Source organism: Hydrogenophaga sp. (genome assembly GCF_030651625.1).
Lineage (GTDB): Bacteria > Pseudomonadota > Gammaproteobacteria > Burkholderiales > Burkholderiaceae_C > Hydrogenophaga.
Genome location: NZ_JAUSCF010000039.1, coordinates 56,385 through 82,434, shown reverse-complemented (window position 1 = coordinate 82,434; position 26,050 = coordinate 56,385). Strand labels below are relative to the sequence as shown.

General features: G+C 61.7%; 29 protein-coding genes and 1 tRNA gene. 26 read left to right on the top strand and 4 right to left on the bottom strand.

All coding sequences use genetic code 11. The features are described from left to right. The first annotated feature begins 26 nt into the window (after positions 1-26). The 3 genes from nqrF to nqrM are packed head-to-tail and all read left to right on the top strand — an operon-like array spanning position 27 to position 2,544. Entirely contained in the window at positions 27-1,259 is a 1,233-nt protein-coding gene (nqrF, locus tag Q7V46_RS18730) for an NADH:ubiquinone reductase (Na(+)-transporting) subunit F (RefSeq protein WP_304915089.1), read from the top strand. A gap of 2 nt (positions 1,260-1,261) precedes the next feature. Then, positions 1,262-2,302 carry an FAD:protein FMN transferase gene (locus tag Q7V46_RS18725; protein WP_304915088.1) on the top strand — a complete coding sequence of 347 codons (1,041 nt, stop codon included), beginning with the start codon at positions 1,262-1,264 and terminating at the stop codon, positions 2,300-2,302. 20 nt (positions 2,303-2,322) lie between these two features. Then, positions 2,323-2,544, top strand: coding sequence for a (Na+)-NQR maturation NqrM (nqrM, locus tag Q7V46_RS18720; RefSeq protein WP_304915087.1), 222 nt, complete (start codon positions 2,323-2,325; stop codon positions 2,542-2,544). A gap of 108 nt (positions 2,545-2,652) precedes the next feature. Here nqrM and nth read toward each other — a convergent pair whose 3' ends face one another. After that, a complete protein-coding gene (gene nth / locus Q7V46_RS18715) occupies positions 2,653-3,291 on the bottom strand; it encodes an endonuclease III (protein ID WP_304915317.1) in 639 nt (212 codons plus the stop codon). A 157-nt stretch (positions 3,292-3,448) separates the two neighbouring features. Between nth and Q7V46_RS18710 the strand changes: the two genes are divergently transcribed. Next, a complete protein-coding gene (locus Q7V46_RS18710) occupies positions 3,449-4,651 on the top strand; it encodes a PLP-dependent aminotransferase family protein (protein WP_304915086.1) in 1,203 nt (400 codons plus the stop codon). Between the two features lie 58 nt (positions 4,652-4,709). Here Q7V46_RS18710 and Q7V46_RS18705 read toward each other — a convergent pair whose 3' ends face one another. Next, positions 4,710-5,303 carry a lysophospholipid acyltransferase family protein gene (locus Q7V46_RS18705; RefSeq protein ID WP_304915085.1) on the bottom strand — a complete coding sequence of 198 codons (594 nt, stop codon included), beginning with the start codon at positions 5,301-5,303 and terminating at the stop codon, positions 4,710-4,712. A gap of 103 nt (positions 5,304-5,406) precedes the next feature. On the opposite strand from Q7V46_RS18705, the gene Q7V46_RS18700 reads away from it, so the two are divergent. Further along, complete coding sequence (locus tag Q7V46_RS18700; RefSeq protein WP_304915084.1) at positions 5,407-6,258, top strand: alpha/beta fold hydrolase; 852 nt, start codon at positions 5,407-5,409, stop codon at positions 6,256-6,258. Beyond that, a complete protein-coding gene (locus tag Q7V46_RS18695; RefSeq protein ID WP_304915083.1) occupies positions 6,255-6,503 on the top strand; it encodes a DUF3820 family protein in 249 nt (82 codons plus the stop codon). Before Q7V46_RS18700 ends, Q7V46_RS18695 begins: the two co-directional genes overlap by 4 nt. Here the strand turns inward: Q7V46_RS18695 and Q7V46_RS18690 are convergent. Next, on the bottom strand, positions 6,464-7,057 hold the full coding sequence (locus Q7V46_RS18690; RefSeq protein ID WP_304915082.1) for a 3'-5' exonuclease: 594 nt from the start codon (positions 7,055-7,057) through the stop codon (positions 6,464-6,466). The two genes, Q7V46_RS18695 and Q7V46_RS18690, sit on opposite strands and share 40 nt — an antisense overlap. Before the next feature lie 55 nt (positions 7,058-7,112). On the opposite strand from Q7V46_RS18690, the gene Q7V46_RS18685 reads away from it, so the two are divergent. From Q7V46_RS18685 to Q7V46_RS18620, 14 genes are all read left to right on the top strand, one after another. After that, positions 7,113-7,421: a hypothetical protein gene (locus Q7V46_RS18685; RefSeq protein ID WP_304915081.1), complete on the top strand. Its 309-nt coding sequence runs from the start codon at positions 7,113-7,115 to the stop codon at positions 7,419-7,421. Between the two features lie 68 nt (positions 7,422-7,489). Next, entirely contained in the window at positions 7,490-7,864 is a 375-nt protein-coding gene (locus Q7V46_RS18680; RefSeq protein ID WP_304915080.1) for a DUF6172 family protein, read from the top strand. Continuing rightward, positions 7,818-9,938: an excinuclease ABC subunit UvrB gene (uvrB, locus tag Q7V46_RS18675; RefSeq protein WP_304915079.1), complete on the top strand. Its 2,121-nt coding sequence runs from the start codon at positions 7,818-7,820 to the stop codon at positions 9,936-9,938. The genes Q7V46_RS18680 and uvrB overlap by 47 nt, the downstream gene beginning before the upstream one ends. Before the next feature lie 376 nt (positions 9,939-10,314). After that, positions 10,315-10,851 carry a Fe-S cluster assembly transcriptional regulator IscR gene (gene iscR, locus Q7V46_RS18670; RefSeq protein ID WP_304915078.1) on the top strand — a complete coding sequence of 179 codons (537 nt, stop codon included), beginning with the start codon at positions 10,315-10,317 and terminating at the stop codon, positions 10,849-10,851. Positions 10,852-10,980: 129 nt separating this feature from the next. Next, complete coding sequence (locus Q7V46_RS18665; RefSeq protein WP_304915077.1) at positions 10,981-12,198, top strand: IscS subfamily cysteine desulfurase; 1,218 nt, start codon at positions 10,981-10,983, stop codon at positions 12,196-12,198. Positions 12,199-12,332: 134 nt separating this feature from the next. After that, positions 12,333-12,719 (top strand): Fe-S cluster assembly scaffold IscU, encoded by a 387-nt coding sequence (gene iscU, locus Q7V46_RS18660; protein WP_304915076.1) that lies wholly within the window; start codon positions 12,333-12,335, stop codon positions 12,717-12,719. Positions 12,720-12,846: 127 nt separating this feature from the next. Beyond that, positions 12,847-13,170, top strand: coding sequence for an iron-sulfur cluster assembly protein IscA (gene iscA, locus Q7V46_RS18655; RefSeq protein ID WP_304915075.1), 324 nt, complete (start codon positions 12,847-12,849; stop codon positions 13,168-13,170). A gap of 138 nt (positions 13,171-13,308) precedes the next feature. After that, complete coding sequence (gene hscB, locus Q7V46_RS18650; RefSeq protein ID WP_304915316.1) at positions 13,309-13,827, top strand: Fe-S protein assembly co-chaperone HscB; 519 nt, start codon at positions 13,309-13,311, stop codon at positions 13,825-13,827. A 50-nt stretch (positions 13,828-13,877) separates the two neighbouring features. Then, a complete protein-coding gene (gene hscA, locus Q7V46_RS18645) occupies positions 13,878-15,749 on the top strand; it encodes a Fe-S protein assembly chaperone HscA (RefSeq protein ID WP_304915074.1) in 1,872 nt (623 codons plus the stop codon). A gap of 45 nt (positions 15,750-15,794) precedes the next feature. Then, positions 15,795-16,133, top strand: coding sequence for an ISC system 2Fe-2S type ferredoxin (fdx, locus tag Q7V46_RS18640; protein ID WP_304915073.1), 339 nt, complete (start codon positions 15,795-15,797; stop codon positions 16,131-16,133). Positions 16,134-16,167: 34 nt separating this feature from the next. Beyond that, complete coding sequence (gene dnaQ, locus Q7V46_RS18635) at positions 16,168-16,872, top strand: DNA polymerase III subunit epsilon (protein ID WP_304915072.1); 705 nt, start codon at positions 16,168-16,170, stop codon at positions 16,870-16,872. A gap of 91 nt (positions 16,873-16,963) precedes the next feature. Then, a tRNA-Val gene (locus Q7V46_RS18630) sits at positions 16,964-17,038 on the top strand. 1,067 nt (positions 17,039-18,105) lie between these two features. Beyond that, positions 18,106-18,858: an NAD(P)H-dependent oxidoreductase gene (locus Q7V46_RS18625; protein WP_304915071.1), complete on the top strand. Its 753-nt coding sequence runs from the start codon at positions 18,106-18,108 to the stop codon at positions 18,856-18,858. A gap of 3 nt (positions 18,859-18,861) precedes the next feature. Continuing rightward, positions 18,862-19,743, top strand: coding sequence for an acyl-CoA thioesterase II (locus Q7V46_RS18620; protein WP_304915070.1), 882 nt, complete (start codon positions 18,862-18,864; stop codon positions 19,741-19,743). A 9-nt stretch (positions 19,744-19,752) separates the two neighbouring features. Here Q7V46_RS18620 and Q7V46_RS18615 read toward each other — a convergent pair whose 3' ends face one another. Beyond that, a complete protein-coding gene (locus Q7V46_RS18615) occupies positions 19,753-20,073 on the bottom strand; it encodes a 2Fe-2S iron-sulfur cluster-binding protein (RefSeq protein ID WP_304915069.1) in 321 nt (106 codons plus the stop codon). 163 nt (positions 20,074-20,236) lie between these two features. Between Q7V46_RS18615 and Q7V46_RS18610 the strand changes: the two genes are divergently transcribed. Genes Q7V46_RS18610 through Q7V46_RS18585 form a run of 6 tightly spaced genes read left to right on the top strand, consistent with a single transcriptional unit; the run spans position 20,237 to position 26,049 of the window. Beyond that, positions 20,237-21,532, top strand: coding sequence for an aromatic ring-hydroxylating dioxygenase subunit alpha (locus Q7V46_RS18610; RefSeq protein ID WP_304915068.1), 1,296 nt, complete (start codon positions 20,237-20,239; stop codon positions 21,530-21,532). Next, positions 21,529-22,023, top strand: coding sequence for an aromatic-ring-hydroxylating dioxygenase subunit beta (locus Q7V46_RS18605; RefSeq protein WP_304915067.1), 495 nt, complete (start codon positions 21,529-21,531; stop codon positions 22,021-22,023). Before Q7V46_RS18610 ends, Q7V46_RS18605 begins: the two co-directional genes overlap by 4 nt. A gap of 27 nt (positions 22,024-22,050) precedes the next feature. Further along, on the top strand, positions 22,051-22,884 hold the full coding sequence (locus Q7V46_RS18600) for an enoyl-CoA hydratase/isomerase family protein (RefSeq protein WP_304915066.1): 834 nt from the start codon (positions 22,051-22,053) through the stop codon (positions 22,882-22,884). A 2-nt stretch (positions 22,885-22,886) separates the two neighbouring features. Then, entirely contained in the window at positions 22,887-23,633 is a 747-nt protein-coding gene (locus Q7V46_RS18595; protein WP_304915065.1) for an SDR family NAD(P)-dependent oxidoreductase, read from the top strand. Continuing rightward, positions 23,630-24,523, top strand: a complete 894-nt coding sequence (locus tag Q7V46_RS18590) for an alpha/beta hydrolase (protein ID WP_304915064.1) — start codon at positions 23,630-23,632, stop codon at positions 24,521-24,523. Before Q7V46_RS18595 ends, Q7V46_RS18590 begins: the two co-directional genes overlap by 4 nt. 47 nt (positions 24,524-24,570) lie before the next feature. Beyond that, positions 24,571-26,049 carry a hydroxymethylglutaryl-CoA synthase family protein gene (locus tag Q7V46_RS18585; RefSeq protein ID WP_304915063.1) on the top strand — a complete coding sequence of 493 codons (1,479 nt, stop codon included), beginning with the start codon at positions 24,571-24,573 and terminating at the stop codon, positions 26,047-26,049. Position 26,050 lies beyond the last annotated feature (1 nt).

The window sequence follows — 26,050 nt, the reverse complement described above, 5'->3', positions numbered from 1 at the left end:
ATCGTCGACAACAAGGAACAGCAAAAATGGATGTGACCACGATTGCAGGCGGTGTCGCGATGTTCACCGTCATGATCATGGCCCTGGTGTTCGTCATCCTGTATGCGCGCACCCACCTGGTCAGCAGCGGTGACGTGCGCATCGAGATCAACGGCGACCCCGAGCGCACCCTGACCGTGCCGGCTGGCGGCAAGCTGCTGCAGACCCTGGCCAACGAAGGCATCTTCCTGTCGTCGGCCTGCGGCGGTGGCGGCACCTGCGCGCAATGCCGCTGCCACGTCCTGGACGGCGGCGGCGCCATCCTGCCGGTCGAAGAGCAGCATTTCACCCGAGGTGAAGTTCGCGACCACGCCCGCCTGGCTTGCCAGGTGCCCGTCAAGCAGGACATGAAAATCGAGGTCGAACCCGAGTTCTTTGGCGTCAAGCAGTGGGATTGCACTGTGATCTCCAACGACAACGTTGCCACCTTCATCAAGGAACTGGTGCTCAAGATCCCCGAGGGCGAGAGCGTGGACTTCCGCGCGGGCGGCTATGTGCAGCTCGAATGCCCGCCGCACGAGGTCAACTACCGCGACTTTGACATCCCTGACGAGTACCGCGGCGACTGGGACCGGTTCAAGGTGTTCGACAACGTCTCCAAGGTTGACGAGACGGTCATCCGCGCCTACTCCATGGCCAACTACCCGGAAGAGAAGGGCCTCATCAAGTTCAATATCCGCGTGGCTTCGCCGCCACCGGGCAGCAAAGGCATTCCGCCCGGCAAGATGTCGTCCTGGGCTTTCTCGCTCAAGCCGGGAGACAAGGTCAAGGTTTCTGGACCCTACGGCGAGTTCTTTGCCAAAGAGACGGACAACGAGATGGTGTTCATTGGTGGAGGTGCAGGCATGGCGCCCATGCGCTCGCACATCTTCGACCAGCTCATGCGCCTCAACAGCAAGCGCAAAATCAGTTTCTGGTACGGCGCCCGCAGCCTGCGCGAGACCTTCTACGTCGAGGAATTCGACGAGCTGGCCCGCAAGCACGAAAATTTCAGCTGGCACCTGGCTTTGTCTGACCCTCTGCCCGAAGACAACTGGACCGGCCCCACCGGCTTCATCCACAACGTGGTTTACGAGAGTTACCTCAAGGACCACCCGGCGCCTGAAGACTGTGAGTTCTACATGTGCGGCCCACCCATGATGAACACCTCGGTCATCAAAATGCTCAAGGACCTGGGCGTCGAAGACGAGCACATCATGCTCGACGACTTCGGGGGCTGACCATGCAGCGCCGCCGGGCGGTCGGCCTGCTGTCGCTGCTGCCGTTGACTGGCGCATTTGGTCTGGTCGGTTGCAAGCGTGAGCAGCCTTACCTGCAGTTCGAAGGCGCGACCATGGGCACGCGCTACCACGTCCGCTTCCGGCCGCCTGTGAGTTCGTTTGACGCCACCGCCATGCAGGCTGTGGTGGATGCCCGGCTTGAAGCCCTCAATGCCAGTCTGTCCACCTACCGGCCTGACTCACTCATCACCGCCTTCAACGAGGCGCCGGTCGGTCAGGTCATGCCCATTGATGCCGACTTCGAGCACATGTTGGCCCTCTCGCGCCAGGTGCACCAGGCCAGCAGTGGCGCCTTCGACCCCACGGTCGGCGCGCTGGTCAAACTCTGGGGTTTTGGCTGGCCCAAGCCAGAACAGCCGCTGGTCCGTCTGCCAGAGGCAGCGGCCATTGAGGCCGCCAGGGTGCGCTTCGATGCAATCGCCCAGAGTGCACCCGGCCAGTTGGTGAAACATGCACCAGTGCAACTGGACTTTTCTGCAATAGCCAAAGGCTATGGAGTGGACCTGATCGCGGAGGTCGTTCGCGCACATGGCGTGCAGCATTTCATGACAGAGATCGGCGGTGAAGTGGCCACGCAGGGCAACGGCCCCACCGGCGGCCCCTGGCGGATCGGCATCGAGGCACCCGACCCGGTGGTCACCGGTCGGGTGCTCACCCGGGTGCACCTGAGCAATGGCGCACTGGCCACATCAGGCAATTACCGCAATTTCTTTGAAGTGGAGGGTCGGCGTTTTTCGCACATCATTGACCCTGTCAGCGGCTACCCCGTGCCGCAACCCCCTGTGTCGGTGAGCGTGATCGCGCCAAACGTGGCCCTGGCCGATGCCTGGGCCACGGCCTTCATGGTGCTGGACGAAGACCGTGGGCTCGCGGTGGCCGAGAAGAACCAATTGGCGGTGTACTGGGTCTACCAGGACAATGGAGGGCATCGTACGCGGCAAAGCAGCCGAATGCAGCCCTATCTGGACGCGGCGAAACACTGAGCCCTAACCGAAAGACGACGATGGAAATGCTGCTTGCCCTGGTTCTGTTTCTGGCCTTTTTTGGAGCATTGGCTCTGGGGCTGATTCTGCGAGGCAAACCGCTGCAGGGTTCGTGCGGCGGGGCCGCCGCGCTCATGGGCGAAAAGGAATGTGGCGTTTGCGGCCGCGACCCCAACACCTGCGAGCGCAAACAAGGCGAGCAGAAAGTGGTTGCCGTCCTCCACCGGCATAAAGCGGGCTGAGCAACGGACCGATGGTCTGTTCCTGAACATCAGGTTAGTTGCGAGTGGAAGGCCCTGCCGAATGACGCAGCCAGAACACTCGCCCCGATGCCATGCGGTTACAGTCCACTAGCTTGAAACGGTCTTGTGCCGGAAATTGCAGCAGAAAGACACCGCACACGGCCCACACATGGGCTTTCGTGCCTGGCACACATAGCGCCCGTGAAGGATCAGCCAATGGTGCGCATCCACCAGGTACTTTTCAGGTACCCGCTTGAGCAGCGCCAGTTCCACCGCCAGCGGTGTCTTGCCCAGTGCCAGTCCGGTGCGGTTGCCCACCCGAAAGAGATGCGTGTCGACCGCCATGGTGGGTTGACCAAAGGCCACGTTGAGCACCACGTTGGCTGTCTTGCGGCCCACGCCGGGCAGCGCTTCCAGCGCTTCCCGTGAGCCCGGCACATCGCCACCGTGCTGGTCCACCAGTAAGCGGCAGGTCTGCATCAGATGCCTGGCTTTGCTGCGATACAGGCCAATCGTCCTGATGTAACTCTCCAGGCCGTCCAGACCCAGGGCGAGGATCTTTTGCGGCGTGTTGGCCACTGGAAACAACATTCGAGTGGCTTTGTTCACGCCCACGTCGGTGGCCTGCGCTGACAGCAACACCGCCGCCAGCAGCTCGAACACGCTGGTGTATTCCAGTTCGGTTTGCGGCTGTGGATTGGCCGCTTGCAGTGTGGCAAAAAAGGCCTCGATCTGGGCCGGGGTCATGGGCTTGGCGTCAGGCATGTCTTCACTGTGTCTTCGTGGGAACGGGAGGCAAGTCTAGCGGTGACCGAAACGCATGAATCTTGCGCTGCGAATTGGCGACAATGGTGGATCGAACTTTTCCCCGACCTGATCAGACCCGTACACCGACGCCGCCACCATGCCCTTCACCACAACTTTCGCCGACCGCCTGAACAATGTCGAAACCTCGGCCATTCGCGAACTCTTCAAGCTGCTGGGCAAGCCCGGCATCATCAGTTTTGCGGGTGGCTTCCCCGACAGTGCCATGTTCGATGTCGAGGGCATCCGCGAAGCGGTCAACACGGCACTCACCGAGGAGCCAGGTGCCGCCTTGCAGTACGGCGCCACCGAAGGCTACCAGCCCCTGCGGGAGCAGATTGCCAGCTTCATGAAAGGCAAGGGCACCCAGGCCTTGGCACCCGAAGACCTGATCGTCACCACCGGCAGCCAGCAGGCGCTGGACCTGCTGGGCAAGACGCTGATCTCTCCCGGCGACAAGGTCATCGTCGAAGGCCCCACTTTTCTTGCCACCATCCAGTGTTTCCGCCTTTATGGCGCCGAGCTCATCACTGCACCGGTCGACGGTGAGGGCGTTCAGCCGGATGCACTGGAAAAGCTCATCGATCAACACAAGCCCAAGTTCGTCTACCTCATTCCCACCTTCGGCAACCCCAGTGGCGCCATGCTCAGCCAGACGCGGCGTCAGCAGGTGCTGGAGATGGCGGTAAGGCACAACACCCTGATCGTGGAAGACGACCCGTACGGCGATCTGTATTTCGGCGAAGCACCCCCGCCCAGCCTGCTGGCACTCAGCGCCAGCGTGCCCGGCAGTCGCGAACTTCTGGTGCACTGCGGGTCGCTCAGCAAGGTGCTGAGCCCTGGCCTGCGGGTGGGCTGGATGGTCGGTCCAGCCGAGCTGCTGGCCAAGGCCACCATGTGCAAGCAGTTCAGCGACGCCCACACCAGCACCTTCGCGCAGGCCACGGCTGCTCACTACCTGAAAGCAGGGCGCATGCCCGCCACGCTGGCCAAAGTGCGCGCTGTGTACGCGGAACGCGCCACCGCCATGAGCGTTGCGCTCAGACGTGAACTCGGCGACGCCATCTCTTTCGTGCAGCCCCAGGGCGGGCTTTTTGTGTGGGCCCGACTCACAGGGGCGGACGGAAAAGTGGCTGATGGCGGCGAGCTCGCCAAACGGGCGATTGAAAAAGGTGTTGCCTTTGTGCCGGGTGCTCCGTTCTACGCCTCACAGCCAGACCGGGCCACCTTGCGCCTGAGCTTCGCGACCGTGGGAGTGGACAAAATCGAGGAGGGCGTCGGGCGCCTGGCGCAGGCGCTCTGAGCGAGACGCCTGTCTGCCCGCAGATGGGAGGTCTCCACCGGAAAGCCTCAGCGGCAAATCAGTTGTGCGCCTGAAACTGCGCCTCGTTCTTGCCCTTGAACGGCGCGTAGAACGCCTTGATGGCGACCATGTCGGCTTCGATGTCGCCACTGGGCATGAACACCGGACCCAGTCCGCTGCGCTTGGTTGAGTAGTCCATGTACGCCATCACGATCGGTACTTGGGCCTGTAGCGCGATGTAGTAGAAGCCCGTTTTCCAGTAGCGCGTCTTGCTGCGCGTGCCTTCGGGGGGCACGATGAGCTGCAACGGCCCGTCTGCGGTCCTGATGGCGGCGGCGGAAGCCGCGACCAGATTGTTCGATTGCTCGCGATTCACCGGAATGCCGCCAAGCCACCGCATGACGCCGCCAAAGGGTGCTTTGAAGATGCTATGTTTGCCCATCCAGTGGATGTTGAGCCGCAAGGCGAAGGCCACCATCAGCGTGTAGGGCAGGTCCCAGTTGCTGGTGTGGGGTGCGGCAATGAACACGCTCTTGCTCGCATGTTGAGGAAGCGCCCCCTCCAGCTGCCAACCGGTGAGTCGCAAAAAGCCGACTGAAAATACCCTCAACAGGGTGTTGATTCCTGGCGTGGTGCAGATGGTTCTGCGCATATAGGAAGTATGACCCAGCAGCCAGACGCTGACATCTTTGCGACGCCTGCTCCGCAGGCGTGCGCTACGATGCCGAACACAAGATTCCCAACGGAGACACCCGATGCCAAGCACCCTCAGCGTCCAGGATCTGGACGTCTTCATCGAAGGTCAGGGGCCGACCGTGGTCATGCTGCACGGCTGGCCCGACTCGCCTGCCTTGTGGGATGAAACGGTTGCCGCGCTGAGCGATGGCTATCGATGTGTGCGTTTCGCCTTGCCCGGTTTTGATCTCGCCAGACCACCCCGTCCGGTATCGGTCGACCAGATGTGTGAGCTGGTCGGTGCGGTGGTGGATGCCGTCAGCCCGGACGAACCGGTCACCCTGTTGCTGCATGACTGGGGGTGTTTCTTCGGCTACGAATACGCTGCCCGGCACTCCCCACGGGTTTCACGCGTGGTGGGCGTGGACATTGGCGACACCAATTCCGGCGCTTACCTGAAAGGTCTCAGCGGCAAGGAAAAGCTCCTGATTGCGGGCTACCAGGTCTGGCTGGCGGCAGCATGGAAGCTGGGCTCGATATTGCCAGGGCTGGCCGACCGAATGACCCGCTTCATGGCCCGGAAAATCGGTTGTCGAACGGCGCCCGAGCGCATCGGCTGGCAAATGAACTACCCCTACGCAATGCAGTGGCTGGGCTCGTTCGGCGGTCTACGCGGCGTGGCCAGGGTCGACAACGTGTTTGGCCCCCGCATACCCACGCTGTTCACGTTCGGCAAGCGCAAGCCGTTCATGTTCCATTCCTCCCGCTGGCTGGCCCAGTTGGCGAATACGCCGGGTTCTGCCGCGCAGGGGTTTGAGGCGGGTCACTGGCTGATGCGTCAGAAACCAGCGGAGTTCACCACCGTGGTGAGAAGCTGGCTGGACCAGAGCAGGACCAATGAGCGGGCATCGCGAGCCGAGGCGGTTGCATGAAGCCAGAAGATCTTGAGCGCCTGTTGACGGTAGAAATGCCTTTCGGCAAGCACAAGGGATGCGTCATTGCCGACCTGCCTGGCAACTACCTCAACTGGTTTGCGCGCGAAGGGTTTCCCAAGGGGGATGTCGGTCGTTTGCTGGCGCTCATGCACGAGATCGATCACAACGGCCTGAGCGACCTGCTCACACCTCTGCGCCAGGCTCAGTCTTTGAGCACAGCGAAGACGCGAGCTGCCGCATAGGCGTCGTTGGCGGCGTAGATCAACTGGGCTTCGCTCAGGCGCGGGTTGGCCCAGTTCGACGTAGCCGCCTTTTTGGACTTTATGAAGCGCTGGTTGAACAGCACCGCCACGGCTCCCTTGACCCCCATGTCTTTGCGATAGCCGCGTTCGCGAAAGATGGCGTTGAGCTCCAGCACCCCTGCCGGTTCCACCGCCAATTTGGATCTGATGCGTCTGGTGTCGTCTCCCAGGCCGAACCCGGCTTTGACGAACGCGCCATCTGCCAGCAAGCCGGCCACCACTTCCAGGCACCCGGGCTCGTGCAACTGGAACACCCAGGCCCTTTGCAGGGTAGACAACTGAACAATGTGCGGCCCGTCGGACAGCTGATCCTTGAAGAAGGTGGGCTTGGATTCCGTGTCGAAGCCCCAGGCGGAATGGTCGCGCAGCGCAGCGCTGGCTTCAACCGCCTGCGCCTTGTGGGTGACCAATGTGATGCGATCGGGTCCCAGACGGTCAAATGCCGGCAGCAGCGCGATCGCTTCCTTGTCAGGTGTGGTGCGTGTGGTTTGCATGCGTGGTGTGTGATGCCCAAGCCGATAATTGGATGATTGTGCCTTTCACACTGCAATGACCTATTCCCTCAAGCTCTTTGTGCCCGACGACACCACGCCCGCCGAGCGAGAGGCGGCCGAGCGCCGTTTTCGGGATGCGCTGGAAAGTGCGCTGGGCGACGAATCACTGGTCGCACCGGTGTACGCGGCATACCTTCGCATCGCCGGCCTGCATGGGGAATCCCCCGGCCCAGACGCCCTCAGCGATGGTGAACGGCTGGTGTTCGACCAGTGGCAAGCTGCTGAAGCAGCCGCCATGGAAGCGGTTTTTGGCCCGCACCGCCACATGGGCGAAGGCCTCGTCGAGATCCGCCTGCAGGGCTGAACGCATAATCCACGCTTCGGTTCGCGTCCACACAGCGCGGTCTCCCCCTCGCTCCACCTGGACTTCCCATGAGAAAAACCTATCCGCTTCGCCCCGAAGGCAAGCACCCGGACCGCGTGCTTGATGCCGTCAAACACGATATCCGCAAGTACATGAAACGCGAGCGTCGGCGCGATCTGCCCGAAGGGGCCGATTTCTGGGATTTCGACTGCCGTTTCGGTGCCACACAGGACACCGCAGAGGTGGTGCAGCCAAGCCAGCTCACGGGCTTGCTTGATGTGCTGGCTCAGGGTGGCGCAGATCATTGCTACGTTGAACTGTTGGCCAAGCCGGCTGTCTGGCAACGTCGGGAAGCAGCTGTCAATGAGGAGCCAGACCATCCGGCACAATCTGTGGATGGCCTTGACACAGACACCCCTTCCCACGACGACGCCCCCCGCTGACAAAGGTGGCGAGCTGCCCGTAGAGGGTGAGTTCGTCAAGTTTCCCGGGTCGCCGTTCGAGCTGTTTCTTCCCTACCCGCCAGCGGGTGATCAGCCTGAAGCGATCCGGCAACTGGTTGAAGGCATCAACGACGGCGAGGTGTTCCAGACCCTGCTGGGCGTAACCGGGTCGGGCAAGACCTTCACCATGGCCAACGTGATCGCCCGCCTGGGGCGCCCGGCCATCGTGTTCGCACCCAACAAGACGCTGGCCGCGCAGCTCTACAGCGAGTTTCGCGAGTTCTTCCCCAAGAACGCGGTCGAGTACTTCGTCAGCTACTACGACTACTACCAGCCCGAGGCCTACGTGCCTCAGCGCGACCTGTTCATCGAAAAGGACAGCGCGATCAACGAGCACATCGAGCAGATGCGGCTCTCGTGCACCAAGAGCATTCTGGAGCGGCGAGATGTGGTGATCGTGGCCACGGTTTCGGCCATCTACGGCATCGGCAAGCCGGAGAGTTACCACAAGATGGTGATGACGCTGCGCACCGGCGACAAGATCGGCCAGCGCGACCTGATCGCCCAACTGGTGCGCATGCAGTACGCCCGCAACGAGCAGGACTTTTCGCGCGGCAAGTTCCGCGTGAGGGGCGACACCATCGACGTGTTCCCGGCCGAGCACTCCGAAATGGCGATCCGCATCGAGCTGTTCGACGACGAAGTCGAAACCCTGCAGCTGTTCGACCCTCTCACCGGCAAGGTGCGGCAGAAGATTCCGCGTTTCACCGTCTATCCCAGCAGCCACTACGTGACGCCGCGCGAGCAGGTGGTACACGCGGTGGAGGCGATCAAGCTCGAGCTGGCCGATCGCCTGAAAGAGCTGGTGGGCATGGGCAAGCTCGTGGAAGCGCAGCGACTGGAGCAGCGCACACGTTTTGATCTGGAAATGCTCAGCGAGGTGGGCCATTGCAAGGGCATCGAGAATTATTCAAGACACTTGGCCGGCAGTGCTGCGGGAGAACCGCCGTCGACCCTGACCGACTACCTGCCCAAGGACGCGGTGATGTTTCTGGACGAAAGCCACGTGCTTATTGGCCAGTTTGGTGGCATGTACAACGGCGACCGTGCCCGAAAGACCACGCTGGTCGAGTACGGATTCCGTCTCCCCAGTGCGCTGGACAACCGGCCGCTGAAATTCGACGAGTTCGAGCAGCGCATGCGCCAGGTTGTGTTTGTCTCGGCCACCCCGGCGGACTACGAAAAAACCCACGCCGGCCAGGTGGTGGAACAACTGGTCCGGCCCACGGGACTTGTCGACCCCGAACTGGAGGTGCGCCCGGCCATCCACCAGGTGGACGATGTGCTGCAGGAAATCCGCATCCGGGTCGAGAAGAACGAGCGCGTGCTCATCACCACGCTGACCAAGCGCATGGCCGAGCAGCTCACCGACTACTTGACCGAAAACGGCGTGAAGGTGCGTTACTTGCACAGCGACGTGGACACCGTGGAGCGCGTGGAAATTCTGCGCGATTTGCGCTTGGGCGCCTTCGACGTGCTGGTCGGCATCAACTTGCTTCGCGAAGGGCTGGACATTCCGGAGGTTTCGCTGGTGGCGATTCTGGACGCCGACAAGGAAGGCTTTCTGCGCTCCGAGCGCAGCCTGATCCAGACCATCGGGCGTGCCGCGCGCAACCTGAATGGCCGCGCCATTCTCTACGCTGATCGCATCACCGAGTCGATGAAAAAGGCGATCGACGAAACCAATCGCCGCCGAGCCAGACAGGTAGCTCACAACCTCGCCATGGGCATTGAGCCGCGCAGCATCAACAAGCGCATCAAGGACCTGATCGATGGGGTGTACAGCGAGAAGGCCGGCAAAGAAGCCGATCGCCTGGCTGCCGAGAGCGCGCACCGTGCCAGTGTCGAGGAAATGAACGAAAAGGACGTTGCCCGCGAGATCAAACGGCTGGAAAAACTCATGCTGGAGCACGCCCGCAACCTGGAGTTCGAAAAGGCCGCAGGTGTGCGTGACCAGTTGAGCAGACTCAAGGCCAAGGTGTTTGGTGCGTCGGGGACCGACAACATCTCATAGGAAGGGCCGGACCTTGTCGCCGCGGCGGTGCGATGGCGATTCGTGCGAAGCACAGGTTCTTGCTGCCTGAAAAGCCGGGAGTCGCGTCATCAGGGTGCCATGGCCTTCCGGTCCCTTTGCACAGCTTGAAAATCCGGTCGAATCATTTGAGGGAACTCAAAGCCCGAGTTGAACTCAGTTTGTCCTAGACAAAATACGTATTGAAGGTACAATGCTGAGCAAATCACTGGGTTTTTAAGGTATACTCGACGAAAACAGTCGGGAATCCTTCAGCGAAGCGGCCGAAAACAAGGCCGGGGTGGGCGGAGAAGGGGTTCAAAAGCATTTGCTTTTGCGCCATTCAACGACAGTCAAGCCAACATTTAAGGAGCTTGAAATGCGCCTCACGACCAAAGGCCGCTTTGCGGTCACAGCCATGATCGATCTGGCCCTGCGCCAGAACAACGGTCCCGTCACGCTGGCCGCCATCAGCCAGCGTCAACAAATCTCCCTGTCTTACCTTGAACAACTGTTCGGCAAGCTGCGGCGGCACGAACTGGTGGAATCCACCCGTGGGCCAGGCGGCGGTTACACGCTGGGCCGCAAAGCCACCGCCATCACGGTGGCCGACATCATCGTGTCGGTCGACGAGCCCATTGATGCGACGCAATGCGGTGGCAAGGAGAACTGTCTGGGCGAAGGCAATCGCTGCATGACCCATGAACTTTGGGCTGCCCTCAACACCAAGATGGTCGATTTTCTCGATTCGGTGTCATTGCAGTCCCTGGTGGATGATCAGCTTGCAAAGGGTGTGGTGGTGGAGAACGCTCCGATGATCAAGCGGGCGATTTCCAGTGCGCCTGTGGTCAAGCCGATTCGGGTGAACGCGCCCAATTCGGTGTTTGCACTTGGCGGTGCCGCCTTTTCAAAGTGAATTGTCTGCCTGCTGGGGCCCAGCCCTGGTGGCAGACTCCCCCAAGGTCATCCTTGCTTTGCTTTTGTTCAATCGCTTCGGCGTGAGACCAAGTTTCTGCGAATCTCCACCAGCTTTCAACTGTCAGCCATGAGCACTCCACACTTCCCCATCTACATGGACTACAGCGCCACAAACCCCTGTGATCCCAGGGTGGTCGACGCGATGATTCCCTGGTTGCGCGAGCATTTCGGCAATCCGGCCTCGCGAAGCCATGCCTGGGGCTGGGAGGCGGAAAAAGCAGTTGAAACCGCTCGTGAACAGGTGGCTGCTTTGATTAACGCCGATCCCCGTGAAATCGTCTGGACCAGCGGCGCCACCGAGTCAAACAACCTGGCCTTGAAAGGTGCTGCGCACTTCTACAAGACCAAGGGCAAGCACATCATCACCGTCAAGACCGAGCACAAGGCCGTGCTCGATACCTGCCGGGAACTGGAGCGACAAGGCTTCGAGGTCACCTACCTCGACGTTCAAGCCGATGGCTTGGTGGATCTGGAGGTCTTCAAGGCCACGATTCGCCCCGACACCATCCTGGCCTCGGTCATGTTCGTGAACAACGAAATCGGTGTGATCCAGGACATCGCTGCCATTGGCGCCATTTGCCGCGAGAAAGGCGTGATCTTTCACACTGACGCCGCACAGGCAACGGGGCGCGTCGATGTGGATCTGAGCACATTGCCTGTCGATCTGATGAGCCTGACATCGCACAAAACCTACGGACCCAAGGGCATCGGCGCGCTTTTCGTGCGTCGCAAGCCGCGTGTGCGTATCGAGGCCCAGATGCACGGTGGTGGTCATGAGCGAGGCATGCGCTCGGGAACGCTGCCCACCCATCAGTGCGTGGGCATGGGCGAAGCCTACCGTATCGCCAAAGAAGAGATGCACGCGGAGAACGTACGCATCCGCGCCTTGCACGACCGCATGGTGACGGGCCTGAAAGACATCGAGGAAGTGTTCATCAACGGTCACGAGACGCAGCGTGTGCCTCACAACCTCAACATGAGTTTCAACTATGTTGAAGGTGAGTCGCTCATCATGGGAATCAAGGGCTTGGCGGTGTCGTCCGGTTCGGCCTGCACATCGGCCAGCCTGGAACCCAGTTATGTGCTGCGCGCCCTGGGCCGTAGTGACGAACTGGCCCACAGCAGCCTGCGCATGACAATCGGCCGGTGGACGACCGAAGAAGAGATTGACTACGCCATCGCCACCATCAAGGAGAACGTGGCCAAGCTGCGCGAACTCTCGCCGTTGTGGGAGATGTTCAAGGATGGTGTGGACTTGTCCACCATTCAATGGGCAGCGCACTGAATTTGTGAAACACCCCCGCGCCGCTTCGCGTCTCCCCCTCTAAGGGGGCGATGCCAGCGGCCCGGCAAAGCCGGTTCCGCGGCATCTCTGGACCGGTATCGGCAAACGTGACATGTGAGCGAAAGGAAATCATCATGGCTTATTCTGAAAAAGTGGTGGACCACTACGAAAATCCCCGCAATGTCGGCTCGTTCGACAAGGGCGACGACTCGGTCGGTACCGGTATGGTGGGCGCGCCGGCCTGTGGCGACGTGATGAAGCTGCAGATCAAGGTCAACCCTACAACGGGTGTAATCGAAGATGCACGATTCAAGACCTACGGCTGTGGTTCTGCCATTGCCTCTTCTTCACTGGTCACCGAATGGGTCAAGGGGAAGACCCTGGATCAGGCGGCCGCACTGAAAAACAGCGAGATCGCGGAAGAACTGGCGTTGCCGCCGGTGAAAATCCACTGCTCCATCCTTGCGGAGGACGCGATCAAGGCGGCTGTGGATGACTACCGCAAGAAGCACCTGAACTAAGAACCCCCCCTTCGCCGCTTCGCGCCTTCTTCCTGGGGCACCACGCTTGCTGCCCAGCGAAGCCGATTCTGTGGTGGATTCTTGTGCAGAGACCACTTTGCTACGACGCTTGGATTGAACGATAGATATGGCCATCTCGATTTCAGAAGCCGCTGCGCGGCACGTCAACCGCTACATCACCAAGCGTGGTAAAGGCGTGGGCGTGCGTCTGGGCGTGAAGACGACCGGATGCTCCGGACTTGCCTATAAGCTGGAATACGCTGACGAAATCGCGCCCGAGGATGTGGTGTTTGAAGACAACGGCGTGAAGGTGCTTGTCGACCCCAAGAGCCTGGCCTACATTGACGGCACCCAACTCGATTTTGTTCGTGAAGGGCTCAACGAGGGCTTCCGCTTCAACAATCCCAACGAGCGGGACCGTTGCGGTTGCGGAGAGAGCTTCCGCATCTGACCTTCTACCAGATGAATCCGGGCCGCCAGTGCGCAAAGGTATTGGCGGCTTTTGTCTTGAAGGAGCGCCGCTGATGAGTTTTCTGTTCGGCCCGTCTCGATGCAGCCATTTTCTTGAGAGTGTGATCCTTGCATGAGCCTGAACCTGCAATCCAACGACTTTGAGATATTCGGTCTCGCCCCCGGTTTCTCAGTGGATCTTGCCGCATTGGACGAGCGCTGGAAGGCGCTGCAGCGAGAGGCTCATCCGGATCGTTTCTCCACAGCCGATGCCCAGGCCCAGCGCCAGGCGATGCAGTGGTCGGTTCGAATCAATGAGGCTTACCGGCGCCTGAAGGATCCGCTCAAGCGGGCTTCCTATCTCTGCGAGCTTCATGGCGTTCCCATTGGTGCAGAAGACAACACCGCCATGCCTGCGGCCTTCCTGATTCAGCAGATGCAGTGGCGAGAAGAACTGGAAGAGGCTGTCACAGGTGAAGATATGGAGCGCATGCTTGAACAGGTGGCCACTGTGCGCCGCGATATGCTGGCGGCACTTGCCCAGACCGCTGATGTGGAGAAGGACCATCCCGCACTGGCCAAGCAGGTCAGAGCCCTTATGTTTGTTGAGCGCTTTGCGCGCGATGTCGAGCAACGGCTCGATCAGCACGGACAATAGGCTTTGCCCTTAGACAAGTCCTCTGCTTCTTTTTTCTACTTACTGTATTCATGGCGCTACTGCAAATTTCCGAACCCGGACAATCCCTCGATCCCCATCAACGCCGCGTGGCCGTGGGTATTGATCTGGGGACCACCCATTCGCTGGTGGCGGCGGTTCGGCATGGCGTCGCAGAGTGTTTGCCAGCTGAGGACGGCCGGGTGATTCTGCCCAGCGTGGTGCGCTACACAGATCCGGCTCAGGGCACTTCTGGCCGTCAGATAGGGTTTGATGCACTGGCCGCACAGGTCGACGACCCGGCCAACACCATCAGCTCGGTCAAAAGGCTCATGGGGCGCACGCGCGCTCAGGTGGTGGACGCGGACCGCCTGCCTTACGAGGTGGTGGACGCCAATGGCATGGCGGTGGTGGAAACGGTTGCCGGGCGCAAAACACCCATGGAAGTCAGCGCCGAGATTTTGGCCACGCTTCGCTTCCGGGCGGAAGACAGCTTTGATGAAGAGCTCTATGGGGCCGTCATCACCGTGCCAGCGTATTTCGACGACGCACAACGGCAGGCAACCAAGGATGCTGCGCAATTGGCCGGCATCAATGTGCTGCGCTTGATCAATGAACCTACCGCTGCCGCCATCGCCTATGGGTTGGACAATGGGTCAGAGGGTGTGTATGTCATTTATGACCTCGGTGGCGGCACCTTTGACGTGTCCGTTCTGCGGTTGACGCGTGGCGTTTTTGAAGTGATGGCCACCGGTGGAGATTCCGCATTGGGAGGCGATGACTACGATCAGGCGCTGGCCGCCTGGGTGTTGGCTCAGCAGGGCATCGCCGGCGCATTGACGGCATCCGAGCGCGCCGCCTTGTACGTAGAGGCGCGCCGTGCAAAGGAGGCGCTCTCCACAGCCGAGCGCGTGGTTTTTTCTGCACAAGTGGCAGACCAGGCTATTGAACGGCCGGTGACAGCCACCGACTTCGAACAATGTACGACAGATCTCACGGCGCGGACCATGACGGCGGTGCGCAAGGTGCTGCGCGACGCGGGGGTTGCCAAAGACGAAATCCAGGGCGTGGTCATGGTGGGTGGCTCCACCCGCATGCCGGTGATTCAGCGCACGGTGGGGGCGTTTTTTGGGCAGGCACCTCTGACCAATCTCAACCCCGACGAAGTGGTGGCACTGGGTGCCGCCATCCAGGCAAACGCACTGGCCGGTAACAGCCGAGACGGCGATTTGCTGTTGCTGGATGTGATCCCTTTGTCGCTGGGTATCGAAACCATGGGCGGCCTGGTTGAGCGCATCGTTCCGCGCAACAGCCCAATTCCCACGGCAATGGCCCAGGACTTCACCACCTACCAGGATGGGCAGACCGCACTATCGTTGCATGTGGTGCAGGGGGAACGTGACCTGGTGGCCGACTGCCGCAGTCTGGCCCGGTTCGTGTTGCGCGGTATCCCGCCAATGGCAGCCGGCGCAGCACGCATCCGGGTGAGTTTCACCGTTGATGCTGATGGCTTGCTCTCTGTCAGTGCCAGGGAGCAGGGCAGCGGGGTGGAAGCCCGGGTCGACGTCAAACCCGCCTATGGCCTCACGGACGAGCAGATCGCTGCCATGCTCAAGGACAGCTTTGCCACGGCCCAGCAAGACATGCAGGCCAGGGCATTGGTGGAGGCTCGCGTCGACGCGGACCGCATGATGGCCGCAACGCGCACGGCGCTTGCCGCAGATGCTGACCTGTTGGAGCCGGCCGAACGCACAAGTATTGACAGCCTGATGGACGCGCTCGCCCAGAGTGTGACAGGCGACGATGCCGCCGCCATCGAAGCAGGGACCACTGCACTGGCCAAAGGCACGGAAGCGTTCGCCGCCATGCGAATGAACCGAGGTATTCAGCAGGCCCTGGCCGGTAAAAAGCTCGAAGAAGTGTGAGAGCGCTGAACGGCTCTCCGGCTCATTCCAGAATAAAGCGAATTCATGCCCACGATCCATATCCTCCCCCATCCCGAGTACTGTCCTCAAGGCACGCAAGTCAGCGCGCCGGCGGGCACGTCCATCTGCGAAGCGCTCTTGGACAACAACATCCCGATCGAGCATGCCTGCGACATGGTCTGTGCCTGTACCACCTGTCACGTGATCGTGCGAGAAGGCTTCGATAGTTTGAACGAACTCGATGAAAACGAAGAAGACATGCTGGACCGCGCATGGGGCCTGGAGCCGCAGTCCCGACTCTCATGCCAGGCGATCCTGGCACAGAAGGACGTGACGATCGAAATACCCAAGTATTCGATCAATCACGCCAAAGAGAAGCATTGACATTGCGGATCGACAGCAACCAGCAGACACGACCATGCGCCAGATCGTCCTCGACACCGAAACCACCGGCCTGTCTGCCGACAGCGGAGACCGCATCATTGAAATCGGCTGTGTGGAGCTGCTCAACCGCAAGCTCACGGGCAACAACCTGCACTTTTACGTCAACCCGGAGCGCGACAGCCATGAAGATGCGCTCAAGGTGCACGGCATCAGCAACGAGTTCCTGCGTGACAAACCCAAGTTTGCAGCCATTGCCGATGAGCTGCTCGACTACCTGCGCGATGCAGAACTGATCATCCACAACGCCCCGTTCGACATGAGCTTCCTGAACAAGGAGCTCGAACGACTGGGTCGTCCACCACTCAATGGCTTGATCGCACAGGTCACGGACAGTCTGGTGATGGCGAAGGAGATGTTCCCTGGCAAGCGCAACGGTCTGGACGCTTTATGTGACCGGCTGGGCGTCGACAACTCCGGGCGGACCCTGCACGGCGCGTTGCTGGATGCCGAGTTGTTGGCCGACGTTTACATCAACATGACGCGCGGCCAGGACGCATTGATCATTGATCTCGAGTCCAACACCAGTGATGCAGGTGAAGTGATTCAGATCGACCTCGGTGGCTTTGAACTGCCAGTGATTCGCGCCAACGAGCAGGAGCAGCAAATCCACGAATCTGTCTTGTGTGATATTGACAAGGCGTGCAAAGGCAAAGCGGTATGGCGGCAGCTGGTTTTCTAGCGCGCAGATCCCTGACCTGGAAAAAATGAGGACAGAAGCACGCTATAATCTGAGGCTTCCAAATGATTGGATCTAGAGAATAAAGTCATTTGGGCGGTTAGCTCAGTGGTAGAGCACTGCCTTCACACGGCAGGGGTCGCAGGTTCGAACCCTGCACCGCCCACCAAAATTGTCATACATGACAACGGTTTACGCCACCTTCGGGTGGCGTAGTCGTTTGTGGTGGGCCAAAAGTGGGCCAAAGTTCTGTGCCTCCCCGTGTATTGTTCGAGCAACATCACCGAGAAGTGGAAGCGATGACCCTGAGCAGCCGGCCAATGGAAATGTCTGGTGACCGGGTTTCATGTAACGGTAGCCGTGCTTCCAGGCTCATGGTTGATCAGGTTATCGCTTGGCTCGCGCAGGAGCAGATCTACCGTGGTTTGCAGGTGTGGCGCAATGATTTTCTGAGTCAGTGAAATGTCCTTGCTCAGCACCGCGTTGAACAAGGCCTGGTGTTCGGTGGCTATGTCGCGTCAGCTGTGAACCTGCAACGGAGCAGCCATCTGCCGGTCAGCATTCGGTGTGCTCCTACAGCATCTGGTGCATCTTCAGCAGCCAGGGATTGGGGCATCTCGCCGCCAGTGCCCAGTGGAATTCTGCGTGTGCAGTGATACAAGCCGGATCTTGCTGTTGGCCCTCGTTCTTAGGGGCAAGAAGTTGAACCAGAAGGACTTTCGCGGTATGGAGTTCACACACTGTCAAGGCATGCACAAGTTGTTGATTCGCACGGGAAACGCAATCATGCCCGCCAGGAAGCTGCTGAACAGCACTGGCACCGTCGACACCGGGGTCAAGGTGGAGAATTTGGCAACCTAGGCAGGTTTGGTGGGTGCAGTGATTGGGGCCTGCCTGACGCCTGGCTGCTCGCTGCCTCAGTTCATGAGCAAGGGCGTAGTGGCAATGCAACGTAAGCGCAGTGTCGGCGTCACGCCAATCTGCTGCAGTCGCCGCAGTGGGACTCGCCATTCGCTGGCGGCCGACAGCTTGCTGCACGAGAAGCGATATTAAGTGCAGGCAGACACACGCCCCGAGGTTCCCGCCGGAGGCGTTGAAGCCTGGAGGACACGGCTGCGGGCTCCGGGGTTCTCTGTGTGCACAACAGCACTTGTTGATCGCCATCTCGATCATTGATAATAATCCGTCACGTCGGTTTATTAAATGCAGCAGTGCATTCTTCACGAAGGATCCCTCATGAATGTGCTCATCGTCTATGCCCATCCGGAACCACGTTCTTTCGGAAGGGCGTTGTTGGACAGGTCGGTCGAGACGCTTCGCTCTTGTGGTCATCAAGTGGTTGTGTCAGATCTGTACGCCATGGATTTCCAGCCCGTTGCGTGCGAAGGGGACTTCACCGAGCGACGATTCCCGGACGCGCTGCAGTACGACCGCGAGCAGAAGCAGTCCTCACAGCGCCACACGTTCTCGCCCGACATCCAGACCGAGATCGACAAGCTGCTGGATTGCGATCTGCTCATCCTGCAATTCCCTCTCTGGTGGTTCTCGGTGCCTGCAATCATGAAGGGGTGGATCGACCGTGTGTTTGTCAACGGCACGGTGTATGGAGCTGGTGGCATGCGCTTCGACAATGGAGGTCTCAAAGGTCGCAAGGCCATGCTGGCATTCACGACCGGTTGCTTCCCCGACATGATGGAGCCAGATGGCCTGCTGGGCCAGCGCGACGTGATTCTGTGGCACCTGCAGCACGGCAGCTTCGGCTATAGCGGGCTCCAGGTCCTGCAGCCCTTTGTTGGCTTTTCGATCCAGTACACCGATGAGGTCCAGAGGCGCGCCTATCTCGATGCTTACGAGGTGCGCTTGCGCGGCATTGAGCAGGAGGAGGTCATGCCCAGCCATCCGCTGACTGACTTTGGACCAGACTGGCGGCTCAAGCCCGATGTGGCGCCCCGCACGGTGGGCCACCGCCGCGCCCAACCCGGGACTTGATACATGTCACAGGCTGTTTGGAACGAACATAATATTGAAAAACTGCTGAAGCTGGAGGATCTTGGGGGAGGGCGTTGGCGCAGTTGCCATGGCGATGCCAACCTCAACGGTCGCTCCTATGGAGGTCAGCTGCTGGGGCAGGCCATGATGGCAGCCCTCATGGAAGTGCCTGCTGGCCGTGAGGCGTCGATGATGCAGTTCCTCTTTCTGCAAGGGGCCATGCCACAGGAGTCTGTGGACTTCCAGGTAACGGTGTTGCAAGAGGGCAAGCGCTTCAGTTCCCGGCATGTGCGCGCCGCGCAAGGCAATGGGCGCACGGTGCTGGATGCGCAGGTCACCTGCGCATTGCCGCTAGACGCACCTGCCCACGGAACCCCGAGCACCGCGCCTGCGGGTGAGCGGCCTGAGGACTTGACCCCGTTCTGCGAGGTTGATCCAGCCCTGTTGCACAACATCACGTTACTGGGTGGCTACTCGCAGGACCGCAAGCCCAGCATCGACTTCCGTATTCCGGACCCTGAGCGGCAGCTCTCGTCGACTCACATGAATGGGCGCTTCCGCTTCTGGATGCGCGCCGCCCATGCCTTGCCCGACGATGTCCGCGTCCATTCGGCAGCGTTTGCCTATCTTTCTGACTGGTGGCTCAACTTCAGTGCACTCGGCCTGCATTTGCGTGGCCTCGACGGGCGCGCGCTGTACATCTCGAGCCTGAACCACGGGTTGTGGCTTCACCGCTCCATTCTGGCCGATCAGTGGATGCACGTCGACTGCACCAGTCCGTGCGCAGCGGCCGGCCGTGGCTTGTCGATTGGCGCCGTGCACGACATCGAGGGTCGCACGCTGGCCTCCATGACGCAGGAATGCCTGATGGCTTACGCGGAGTAAGCGGAGTCATCAGACTTGCTCGGCCGGCAGGTGGACGACGATGCCGTCCAGCTCCGGGGCCATGCGCAGTTGGCAGCACAGGCGGCTGGTCTCGCGCGGTTCTGGCACGCCTTCGAGCATGAAGGCTTCAGTTTCTGAGATGCGCGGCAAGTGTGGTGCCCACTCAGAGCCAATGTAGCCGTGGCAAGTGGCGCAGCTGCAGGACCCCCCGCAGTCACCCAAGATGCCGGTGACCCCGTTGTCCACCGCAATCTGCATCAGGCTGCGCTGATTGGGGGCGTCGATGCGACGGGTGGTGCCGTCGTGTTCGATGAAGGTGACGATGGGCATGGGGGTAATTCCTTTTCTTCAAGTCAGCGATTGATGTGTTGACATAGTCCGTCTCGTCGGACTATTATTGCACCAACAGAAACGGGAAACAACCCGGACCCGCCTGGCGGTCCGGGAGGAAGTCCTTTCAAGTGAATGCCACTGTCACCACGGAGATAACACCTTGAGCAACTGCGCCCATGTGATTCCCATTGCGCCTACCGCGACGGCGGGCCCGGCCATTCGCTGGGACGAGCTCGTTCGCGAAGACCACGTACACGGCTCCCTCTATACCGACCCCGCGATCTACCAGGCCGAGCTGCAGAAGATCTGGTACAGCACCTGGGTCTATGTGGGCCATGAGAGCGAAGTGCCGAACGCCAATGACTACGTGATGAAGTCGATCGGCCCCGAGCCCATCCTCATGACGCGTGACAAGACCGGCCAGATTAACCTGCTGCACAACCGCTGCCCGCACCGGGGTAACCGTGTCTGCATGACCGAGAAGGGCAACGCGCGTTCCTTCACTTGCCCGTACCACGGTTGGACGTTCGGTAACGACGGGGCACTGCGCGGTTACCCGTTCCCCTCCGGCTATGAAGGCGCCGACCGCTCCCAGCTAGGTCTGGGCAAGGTGGCGCGCGTCGCGTCGCATCGGGGGTTCGTCTTTGGGTCGTTCGCGCAAGAAGGCGAGTCGCTGCTGGAGCACCTGGGCGCGGCGGCCGGTGCCATAGACGCACTGTGCTTGAACTCGCCTGAAGGCGAGGTCGAGGTCACCGCCGGCTACCTTAAGCACAAGGTCAAGGCCAACTGGAAATTCCTGGTTGAGAACGAAACCGATGGTTACCATCCCTCGTTCGTGCATGCCTCCATTTTCGAGGTGGCAGAAAGCGGCATCGGCACGCTGTACGACAGCGATTCCACGGCCGTTTCGCGCGACTTCGGCAAGGGCCACACCGAGAACGACCTGCGCCCCGAGTTCCGCAAGCGCGGCGTTCCGCTCAGCTGGTTCGGTACCACAGCCGAGAAGCTGCCGGCCTACGTGTCGCAGATGGAAGCTGCCTACGGCCAAGACAAGGCGCGCGAGATCATGATCGACGGCACGCCGCACATCATGATCTTCCCCAACCTGTTCATCGCAGAGATCCAGCTTTTCGTGTTGCAGCCACTGTCGGTGGACCACACGGTGCAACACGTCACCGCGATCCAGTTCAAGGGCGCGCCTGACATCAACCGCCGTCTGCGACAGCAGACCATGGGCTCGGTCGGCCCGGCCGGTTTCCTGCTGGCCGACGACGCAGCCATGTACGAGCGCACGCAGCTTGGTGTGCAGGCCAGCAACCCCGAGTGGTTGTACCTCGGGCGAGGGCGCCACCGCGAGCGGTTGGACGGAAACGGCTACCGCATCGGCGACGCCACCGATGAAACCCCGTCGCGCGGAATCTGGCGCCACTACAAATCCCTGATGGAGGCTGCATGAACGCCGTGGCACTCGATGCACGTTCCTTGCTTGACGAGGTCACACAGTTCATCTACCGGGAAGCGCGCTTCCAGGACGACCATGCCTATGACGAGTGGGAGGCTCTTTGGACCAACGACGGTGTCTACTGGATCCCCGCCAACGGCGAAGGTGGCGACCCTGAGAAGGAAATGTCGATCATCTACGACAACCGCTCGCGCATCGCGCTGCGCATCCGCCAGTTCCACACCGGCAAGCGCTTCAGCCAGTCGCCGCAATCGCGCCTGCGCCGCATCGTCTCGAATGTCGAAATCCTCAAACACGAGGGCGACGAGCTGTTGGTGACGTCCAACGCCATGGTGTTCGAGTCGTCCCCGCGCGGCGACACCATTTGGGCCTCGCGCAACGAATACACCCTGCGCCGTGACGGCGACGACCTGCGCATGGCGCGCAAGAAGGTGGTGCTGGTCAACAACGAAACCGCGCTGTATTCGATGGCTTTTCTCATCTAGCACGCAGCACGGCTCGCAGGAGACACCATGACAGAAGAACAGAACAACACCCCTCCCGAATTGCTTATCGGTGAAGGCCCGGCGCTGCTCGCACTGCACGCCGACGGCGTGGCCCACATCCGCCTGAACCGGCCAGAAGCCGCCAACGGACTGGACATGGACATGCTCCAGGGACTGCACGCTGTAATGACGCGCGTGCACGGCGATGGCCGCGTGCGCGCCGTGCTGATCACCGGAGAAGGCAAGAACTTCTGCGCCGGTGGCGACGTGCACACCTTCCTTTCCAAAGGTGAAGCGCTACCGGACTACATCCGCATGGCCACCTCGTATCTGCAGATCGTCGCGTCCATGATGATGCGGCTGAACGCACCGGTGGTCAGTGCCGTGCACGGCTTCGCGGCAGGTGGCGGTGGCATGGGCCTGGTGTGCTCGTCCGACATGGTCGTCGCTGGCGCTTCGGCCAAATTCCTTGCCGGCGCCACGCGCGTTGCAATGGTGCCCGACGCTGGCGTGTCGGTCACGCTCACGCATCTGGTCGGTCTTCGCAAGGCGATGGAAATCCTGATGCTCAACCCCGTCATCACCGCACGTGAGGCGCTGGACATGGGCCTGATCACGCGCATGGTGGACGACGACAAGCTGGTGGACGAGGCCTTCGCGCTTGCGCGCCAACTCGCCGCCGGCGCACCCGCCGCGCTTGCGGGCACCAAACGCCTGCTGTGGAATGGCCTGGGCTCCAGCGTGGACGCTTGCATGCCTGAAGAAAACCGCATGCAGGCCCAGCTCTCCGGCATGGCCGACGCCCGCGAGGGCCTGGCCGCCGTGATCGAGAAGCGGACACCGACATTCACGGGCCGCTGAGCATGGCGAACGTCACAACGCATCTCGCGGGTCGCAGCGCCTTCGTCACCGGCGGTGCCAAGGGCATCGGGGCTGCCATCGTGCGTCGGCTTGCGGCCGACGGTGCGCAGGTGGTGATCGCCGACCTGGATATCGCCGCCGCACAGGCGCTCGCCCAGGAAATCTGGGGCACCGCCGTGGAACTGGACGTGACCGATACCGCGCAAGTGGCTGCCGCCATTGCGGCGCACGGCCCGTTCGACATCTTGGTGAACAACGCGGGTGTCGACCAGCATGCGTTCTTTACCAAGACCACGCCAGACGACTGGCATCTCCTGCTGGCGATCAACCTCGAATCGGTGTTCGCCACCACCCACGCGGCTCTGCCCGCCATGCAGGCGGCGGGCTTCGGCCGTCTCATCAACATCGCGTCCGAAGCGGGCCGGCTGGGTTCGCGCGGCGGCGCCGTGTACGCGGCGGCCAAGGGTGGTGTGATCGCCTTCACCCGTTCCATTGCGCGCGAAAACGGCGGCAAAGGCATCACTGCCAATGTCATCGCGCCCGGCCCGATCGATACGCCGCTGCTGCGCCAGGCGATCGAGCACGGCGGCGACAAGCTGCTGCAGGCCATGACCAGCGCGACGCTGGCCGGCCGCTTAGGTACGCCAGAAGAAGTGGCTGCGGCGGTCGCCTTCCTGGCTTCGACGGACGCTGGTTTCATCACCGGCGAGGTGCTTGGTGTGTCGGGCGGCATGGGGTGTGGCGCATGAACACGGCGGTCGAAGAAGTGATCGAACGCGTGCGCCGCGTCTACGGCAGCTGGAAGCGTGATACCACTGTGACGCAGATGCGGCAGGACTGGGACGAACTCTTCGGTGGCGTTCCAGTGCATGCGCAGATCGAAGACGTGGACGCGGGTGGCGTAAAGGCGCAGTGGGTCAGCGCACCGGGTGCCGACACGCAGCGTGCCGTTCTGTATTTCCACGGCGGTGGTTTCCAGGTCGGCTCGCTGGTCTCGCACCGCGCGCTCATGGCCGATCTGTCTGCCGCCGCGCATTGCCGCGTGCTGGGCGTGGACTACCGCCTGGCGCCCGAACACCGCTACCCGGCCGCGTTGGACGACGCTTGGGCCGCATACCAGTGGCTGATCGGCCAGGGCTTCGCGCCAAACCGTATCGCGACCGCGGGCGACTCCGCCGGTGGCGGCCTCGCGCTCAGCTTGCTGCTGCGCCTGCGCGACGCCGGCCAGGCCTTGCCTGCTGCCGCCTTGCTCATGTCCGCCTGGACCGACCTCACCGCCGCCGGCGCCAGCTACGGCACGCGCGCCGACAGTGACCCGATCCACCAGCGCCCGATGATCGTGGCCATGGCCCGCAACTACCTCGGCAAGGAAGGCAACGCCGCAGACCCACTCGTCTCGCCATTGTTTGCCAACCTGCAGGGGCTGCCGCCGCTACTGGCGCAGGTGGGTGACCGAGAGACCGTGCTCGACGACTCGCGCGACTTCGTGGCCCGCGCGAAGGAAGCCGGCGTGGACGCGACCCTGCAGGTGTGGGACCACATGATCCACGTCTTCCAGCAATTCCCCACGGAGCTGCCCGAAGCGCGCGCGGCCATCGATGACATGGGCAATTTCCTGCGGCAACACCTCGCGGCCTGAGGCCGCGACGCCCACCGAACGAACACCATCCACGGAGAAAGAGACACATGACAGCAGGCATCACCGGATACGGCAGCTACATTCCCCGGCTTCGGCTGAGCCGCCAGGCGGTGGCCCAGGCTAACGCCTGGTACGCGCCGCAGTTCGCAGGCCGCAAAGGCACACGTTCCATGAGCAACTGGGACGAGGACAGCATCACCATGGCCGTGGCCGCCGCACGCGATTGCCTGGGCGCGGGCGATGACCGCAGCCACATCCGCAGCGTGCAACTGGTCTCCAGCACCCTGCCGTTCGCCGAACGGCTCAACGCCGGGGTGGTGTGCGAAGCGCTCACACTGGAGGAGGGCGTGGAGGCGCTGGACATGGGCGGCTCACCGAGCGCCGCGCTGAGCGCCGTGATCGGTGCGCTGGACCGCGTGAACGCACGCGGCGGCGACGCGCTGGTGATCGCTACCGACCACCGCAAGACCCGCGCGGCCAGCTCGCAGGAGATGGACTACGGTGACGGTGCCGCCGCGCTGAGCATCGGCAGCGGACATGTGATCGCCGAGTACCTGGGAGGCGCCACGCTCACGGTCGATTTTGTGGACCACTTCCGCATGGCCGGCGAAGAGATCGACTACCACTGGGAAGAACGCTGGGTGCGCGACGAAGGCATCGGCAAGTTCGTGCCGCGCGCCATTGCCAGCGCTTTGGAGAAGGCAGGCGTGGAAGCCGGTGCGATCGACCATTTCATCTTCCCGACCACCTTCGCGAAGATGGACGCGCAACTGGCCAAGGCCTGCGGCATCCGCGCCGAGGCGCTTGCCGATTCGCTGGCCACCAGCGTGGGCGAAACCGGCACACCACACGCCCTGCTCATGCTTGCGGCCGTGCTCGAACGCGCACAGCCCGGCCAGCACATCCTGCTGGCCCAGTTTGGCGGCGGCGCGCAAGCCATCGTGCTGCGGGTCACGCCGGCCATCGCATCGTTCCGCCCGGCGCGAGGCGTCTCTGGCTGGCTCGCACGCGGCGTCGAAGAAAAGAATTACACCAAGTTCCTCTCGTTCCGGGAGCAACTGCGTCTGGAGCGCGGCATGCGTGGCGAGCAGGACCGCAAGACCGCGCTCAGCACCGCCTACCGCCACCGCAGCGCCATCCTGGGCCTGGTGGCCGGGCGCTGCGAGATGACTGGCGCGGTGCACTTCCCGCCCTCGCGCATCTCGTACGACCAGAGCAAGCCGTTGCAAGACACGCAGAAGCCCTACAAGCTCGCCGAGCGCCGTGGCCACGTGCTGAGCTGGTCAGCCGAATCGCTCTCGTTCCACCGCGCGCCGCCGCACCAGTATGGGCAGGTTGACTTCGCGGGCGGCGGGCGCATCCTCATGGAGTTCACCGATGTGGCCAAGGGCGACGTCGCCTCGGGCACCGAGGTCGAGGTGGCGTTTCGCATCAAGGACATCGACGAGTTGCGCGGCTTCACCCGCTACTTCTGGAAAGCCACGCCCGTGGCCTCCGGCGTCGACACCACGCAATCGAAGGAGTAAG

Excerpts from the sequence above, each read along its gene's own strand:
- nqrF (WP_304915089.1), top strand. The coding sequence starts at position 27 with ATGGATGTGACCACGATTGCAGGCGGTGTCGCGATGTTCACCGTCATG.
- Q7V46_RS18725 (WP_304915088.1), top strand. The coding sequence starts at position 1,262 with ATGCAGCGCCGCCGGGCGGTCGGCCTGCTGTCGCTGCTGCCGTTGACT.
- nqrM (WP_304915087.1), top strand. The coding sequence starts at position 2,323 with ATGGAAATGCTGCTTGCCCTGGTTCTGTTTCTGGCCTTTTTTGGAGCA.
- nth (WP_304915317.1), bottom strand. The coding sequence starts at position 3,291 with ATGACCCCGGCCCAGATCGAGGCCTTTTTTGCCACACTGCAAGCGGCC.
- Q7V46_RS18710 (WP_304915086.1), top strand. The coding sequence starts at position 3,449 with ATGCCCTTCACCACAACTTTCGCCGACCGCCTGAACAATGTCGAAACC.
- Q7V46_RS18705 (WP_304915085.1), bottom strand. The coding sequence starts at position 5,303 with ATGCGCAGAACCATCTGCACCACGCCAGGAATCAACACCCTGTTGAGG.
- Q7V46_RS18700 (WP_304915084.1), top strand. The coding sequence starts at position 5,407 with ATGCCAAGCACCCTCAGCGTCCAGGATCTGGACGTCTTCATCGAAGGT.
- Q7V46_RS18695 (WP_304915083.1), top strand. The coding sequence starts at position 6,255 with ATGAAGCCAGAAGATCTTGAGCGCCTGTTGACGGTAGAAATGCCTTTC.
- Q7V46_RS18690 (WP_304915082.1), bottom strand. The coding sequence starts at position 7,057 with ATGCAAACCACACGCACCACACCTGACAAGGAAGCGATCGCGCTGCTG.
- Q7V46_RS18685 (WP_304915081.1), top strand. The coding sequence starts at position 7,113 with ATGACCTATTCCCTCAAGCTCTTTGTGCCCGACGACACCACGCCCGCC.
- Q7V46_RS18680 (WP_304915080.1), top strand. The coding sequence starts at position 7,490 with ATGAGAAAAACCTATCCGCTTCGCCCCGAAGGCAAGCACCCGGACCGC.
- uvrB (WP_304915079.1), top strand. The coding sequence starts at position 7,818 with ATGGCCTTGACACAGACACCCCTTCCCACGACGACGCCCCCCGCTGAC.
- iscR (WP_304915078.1), top strand. The coding sequence starts at position 10,315 with ATGCGCCTCACGACCAAAGGCCGCTTTGCGGTCACAGCCATGATCGAT.
- Q7V46_RS18665 (WP_304915077.1), top strand. The coding sequence starts at position 10,981 with ATGAGCACTCCACACTTCCCCATCTACATGGACTACAGCGCCACAAAC.
- iscU (WP_304915076.1), top strand. The coding sequence starts at position 12,333 with ATGGCTTATTCTGAAAAAGTGGTGGACCACTACGAAAATCCCCGCAAT.
- iscA (WP_304915075.1), top strand. The coding sequence starts at position 12,847 with ATGGCCATCTCGATTTCAGAAGCCGCTGCGCGGCACGTCAACCGCTAC.
- hscA (WP_304915074.1), top strand. The coding sequence starts at position 13,878 with ATGGCGCTACTGCAAATTTCCGAACCCGGACAATCCCTCGATCCCCAT.
- fdx (WP_304915073.1), top strand. The coding sequence starts at position 15,795 with ATGCCCACGATCCATATCCTCCCCCATCCCGAGTACTGTCCTCAAGGC.
- dnaQ (WP_304915072.1), top strand. The coding sequence starts at position 16,168 with ATGCGCCAGATCGTCCTCGACACCGAAACCACCGGCCTGTCTGCCGAC.
- Q7V46_RS18625 (WP_304915071.1), top strand. The coding sequence starts at position 18,106 with ATGAATGTGCTCATCGTCTATGCCCATCCGGAACCACGTTCTTTCGGA.
- Q7V46_RS18620 (WP_304915070.1), top strand. The coding sequence starts at position 18,862 with ATGTCACAGGCTGTTTGGAACGAACATAATATTGAAAAACTGCTGAAG.
- Q7V46_RS18615 (WP_304915069.1), bottom strand. The coding sequence starts at position 20,073 with ATGCCCATCGTCACCTTCATCGAACACGACGGCACCACCCGTCGCATC.
- Q7V46_RS18605 (WP_304915067.1), top strand. The coding sequence starts at position 21,529 with ATGAACGCCGTGGCACTCGATGCACGTTCCTTGCTTGACGAGGTCACA.
- Q7V46_RS18600 (WP_304915066.1), top strand. The coding sequence starts at position 22,051 with ATGACAGAAGAACAGAACAACACCCCTCCCGAATTGCTTATCGGTGAA.
- Q7V46_RS18595 (WP_304915065.1), top strand. The coding sequence starts at position 22,887 with ATGGCGAACGTCACAACGCATCTCGCGGGTCGCAGCGCCTTCGTCACC.
- Q7V46_RS18590 (WP_304915064.1), top strand. The coding sequence starts at position 23,630 with ATGAACACGGCGGTCGAAGAAGTGATCGAACGCGTGCGCCGCGTCTAC.
- Q7V46_RS18585 (WP_304915063.1), top strand. The coding sequence starts at position 24,571 with ATGACAGCAGGCATCACCGGATACGGCAGCTACATTCCCCGGCTTCGG.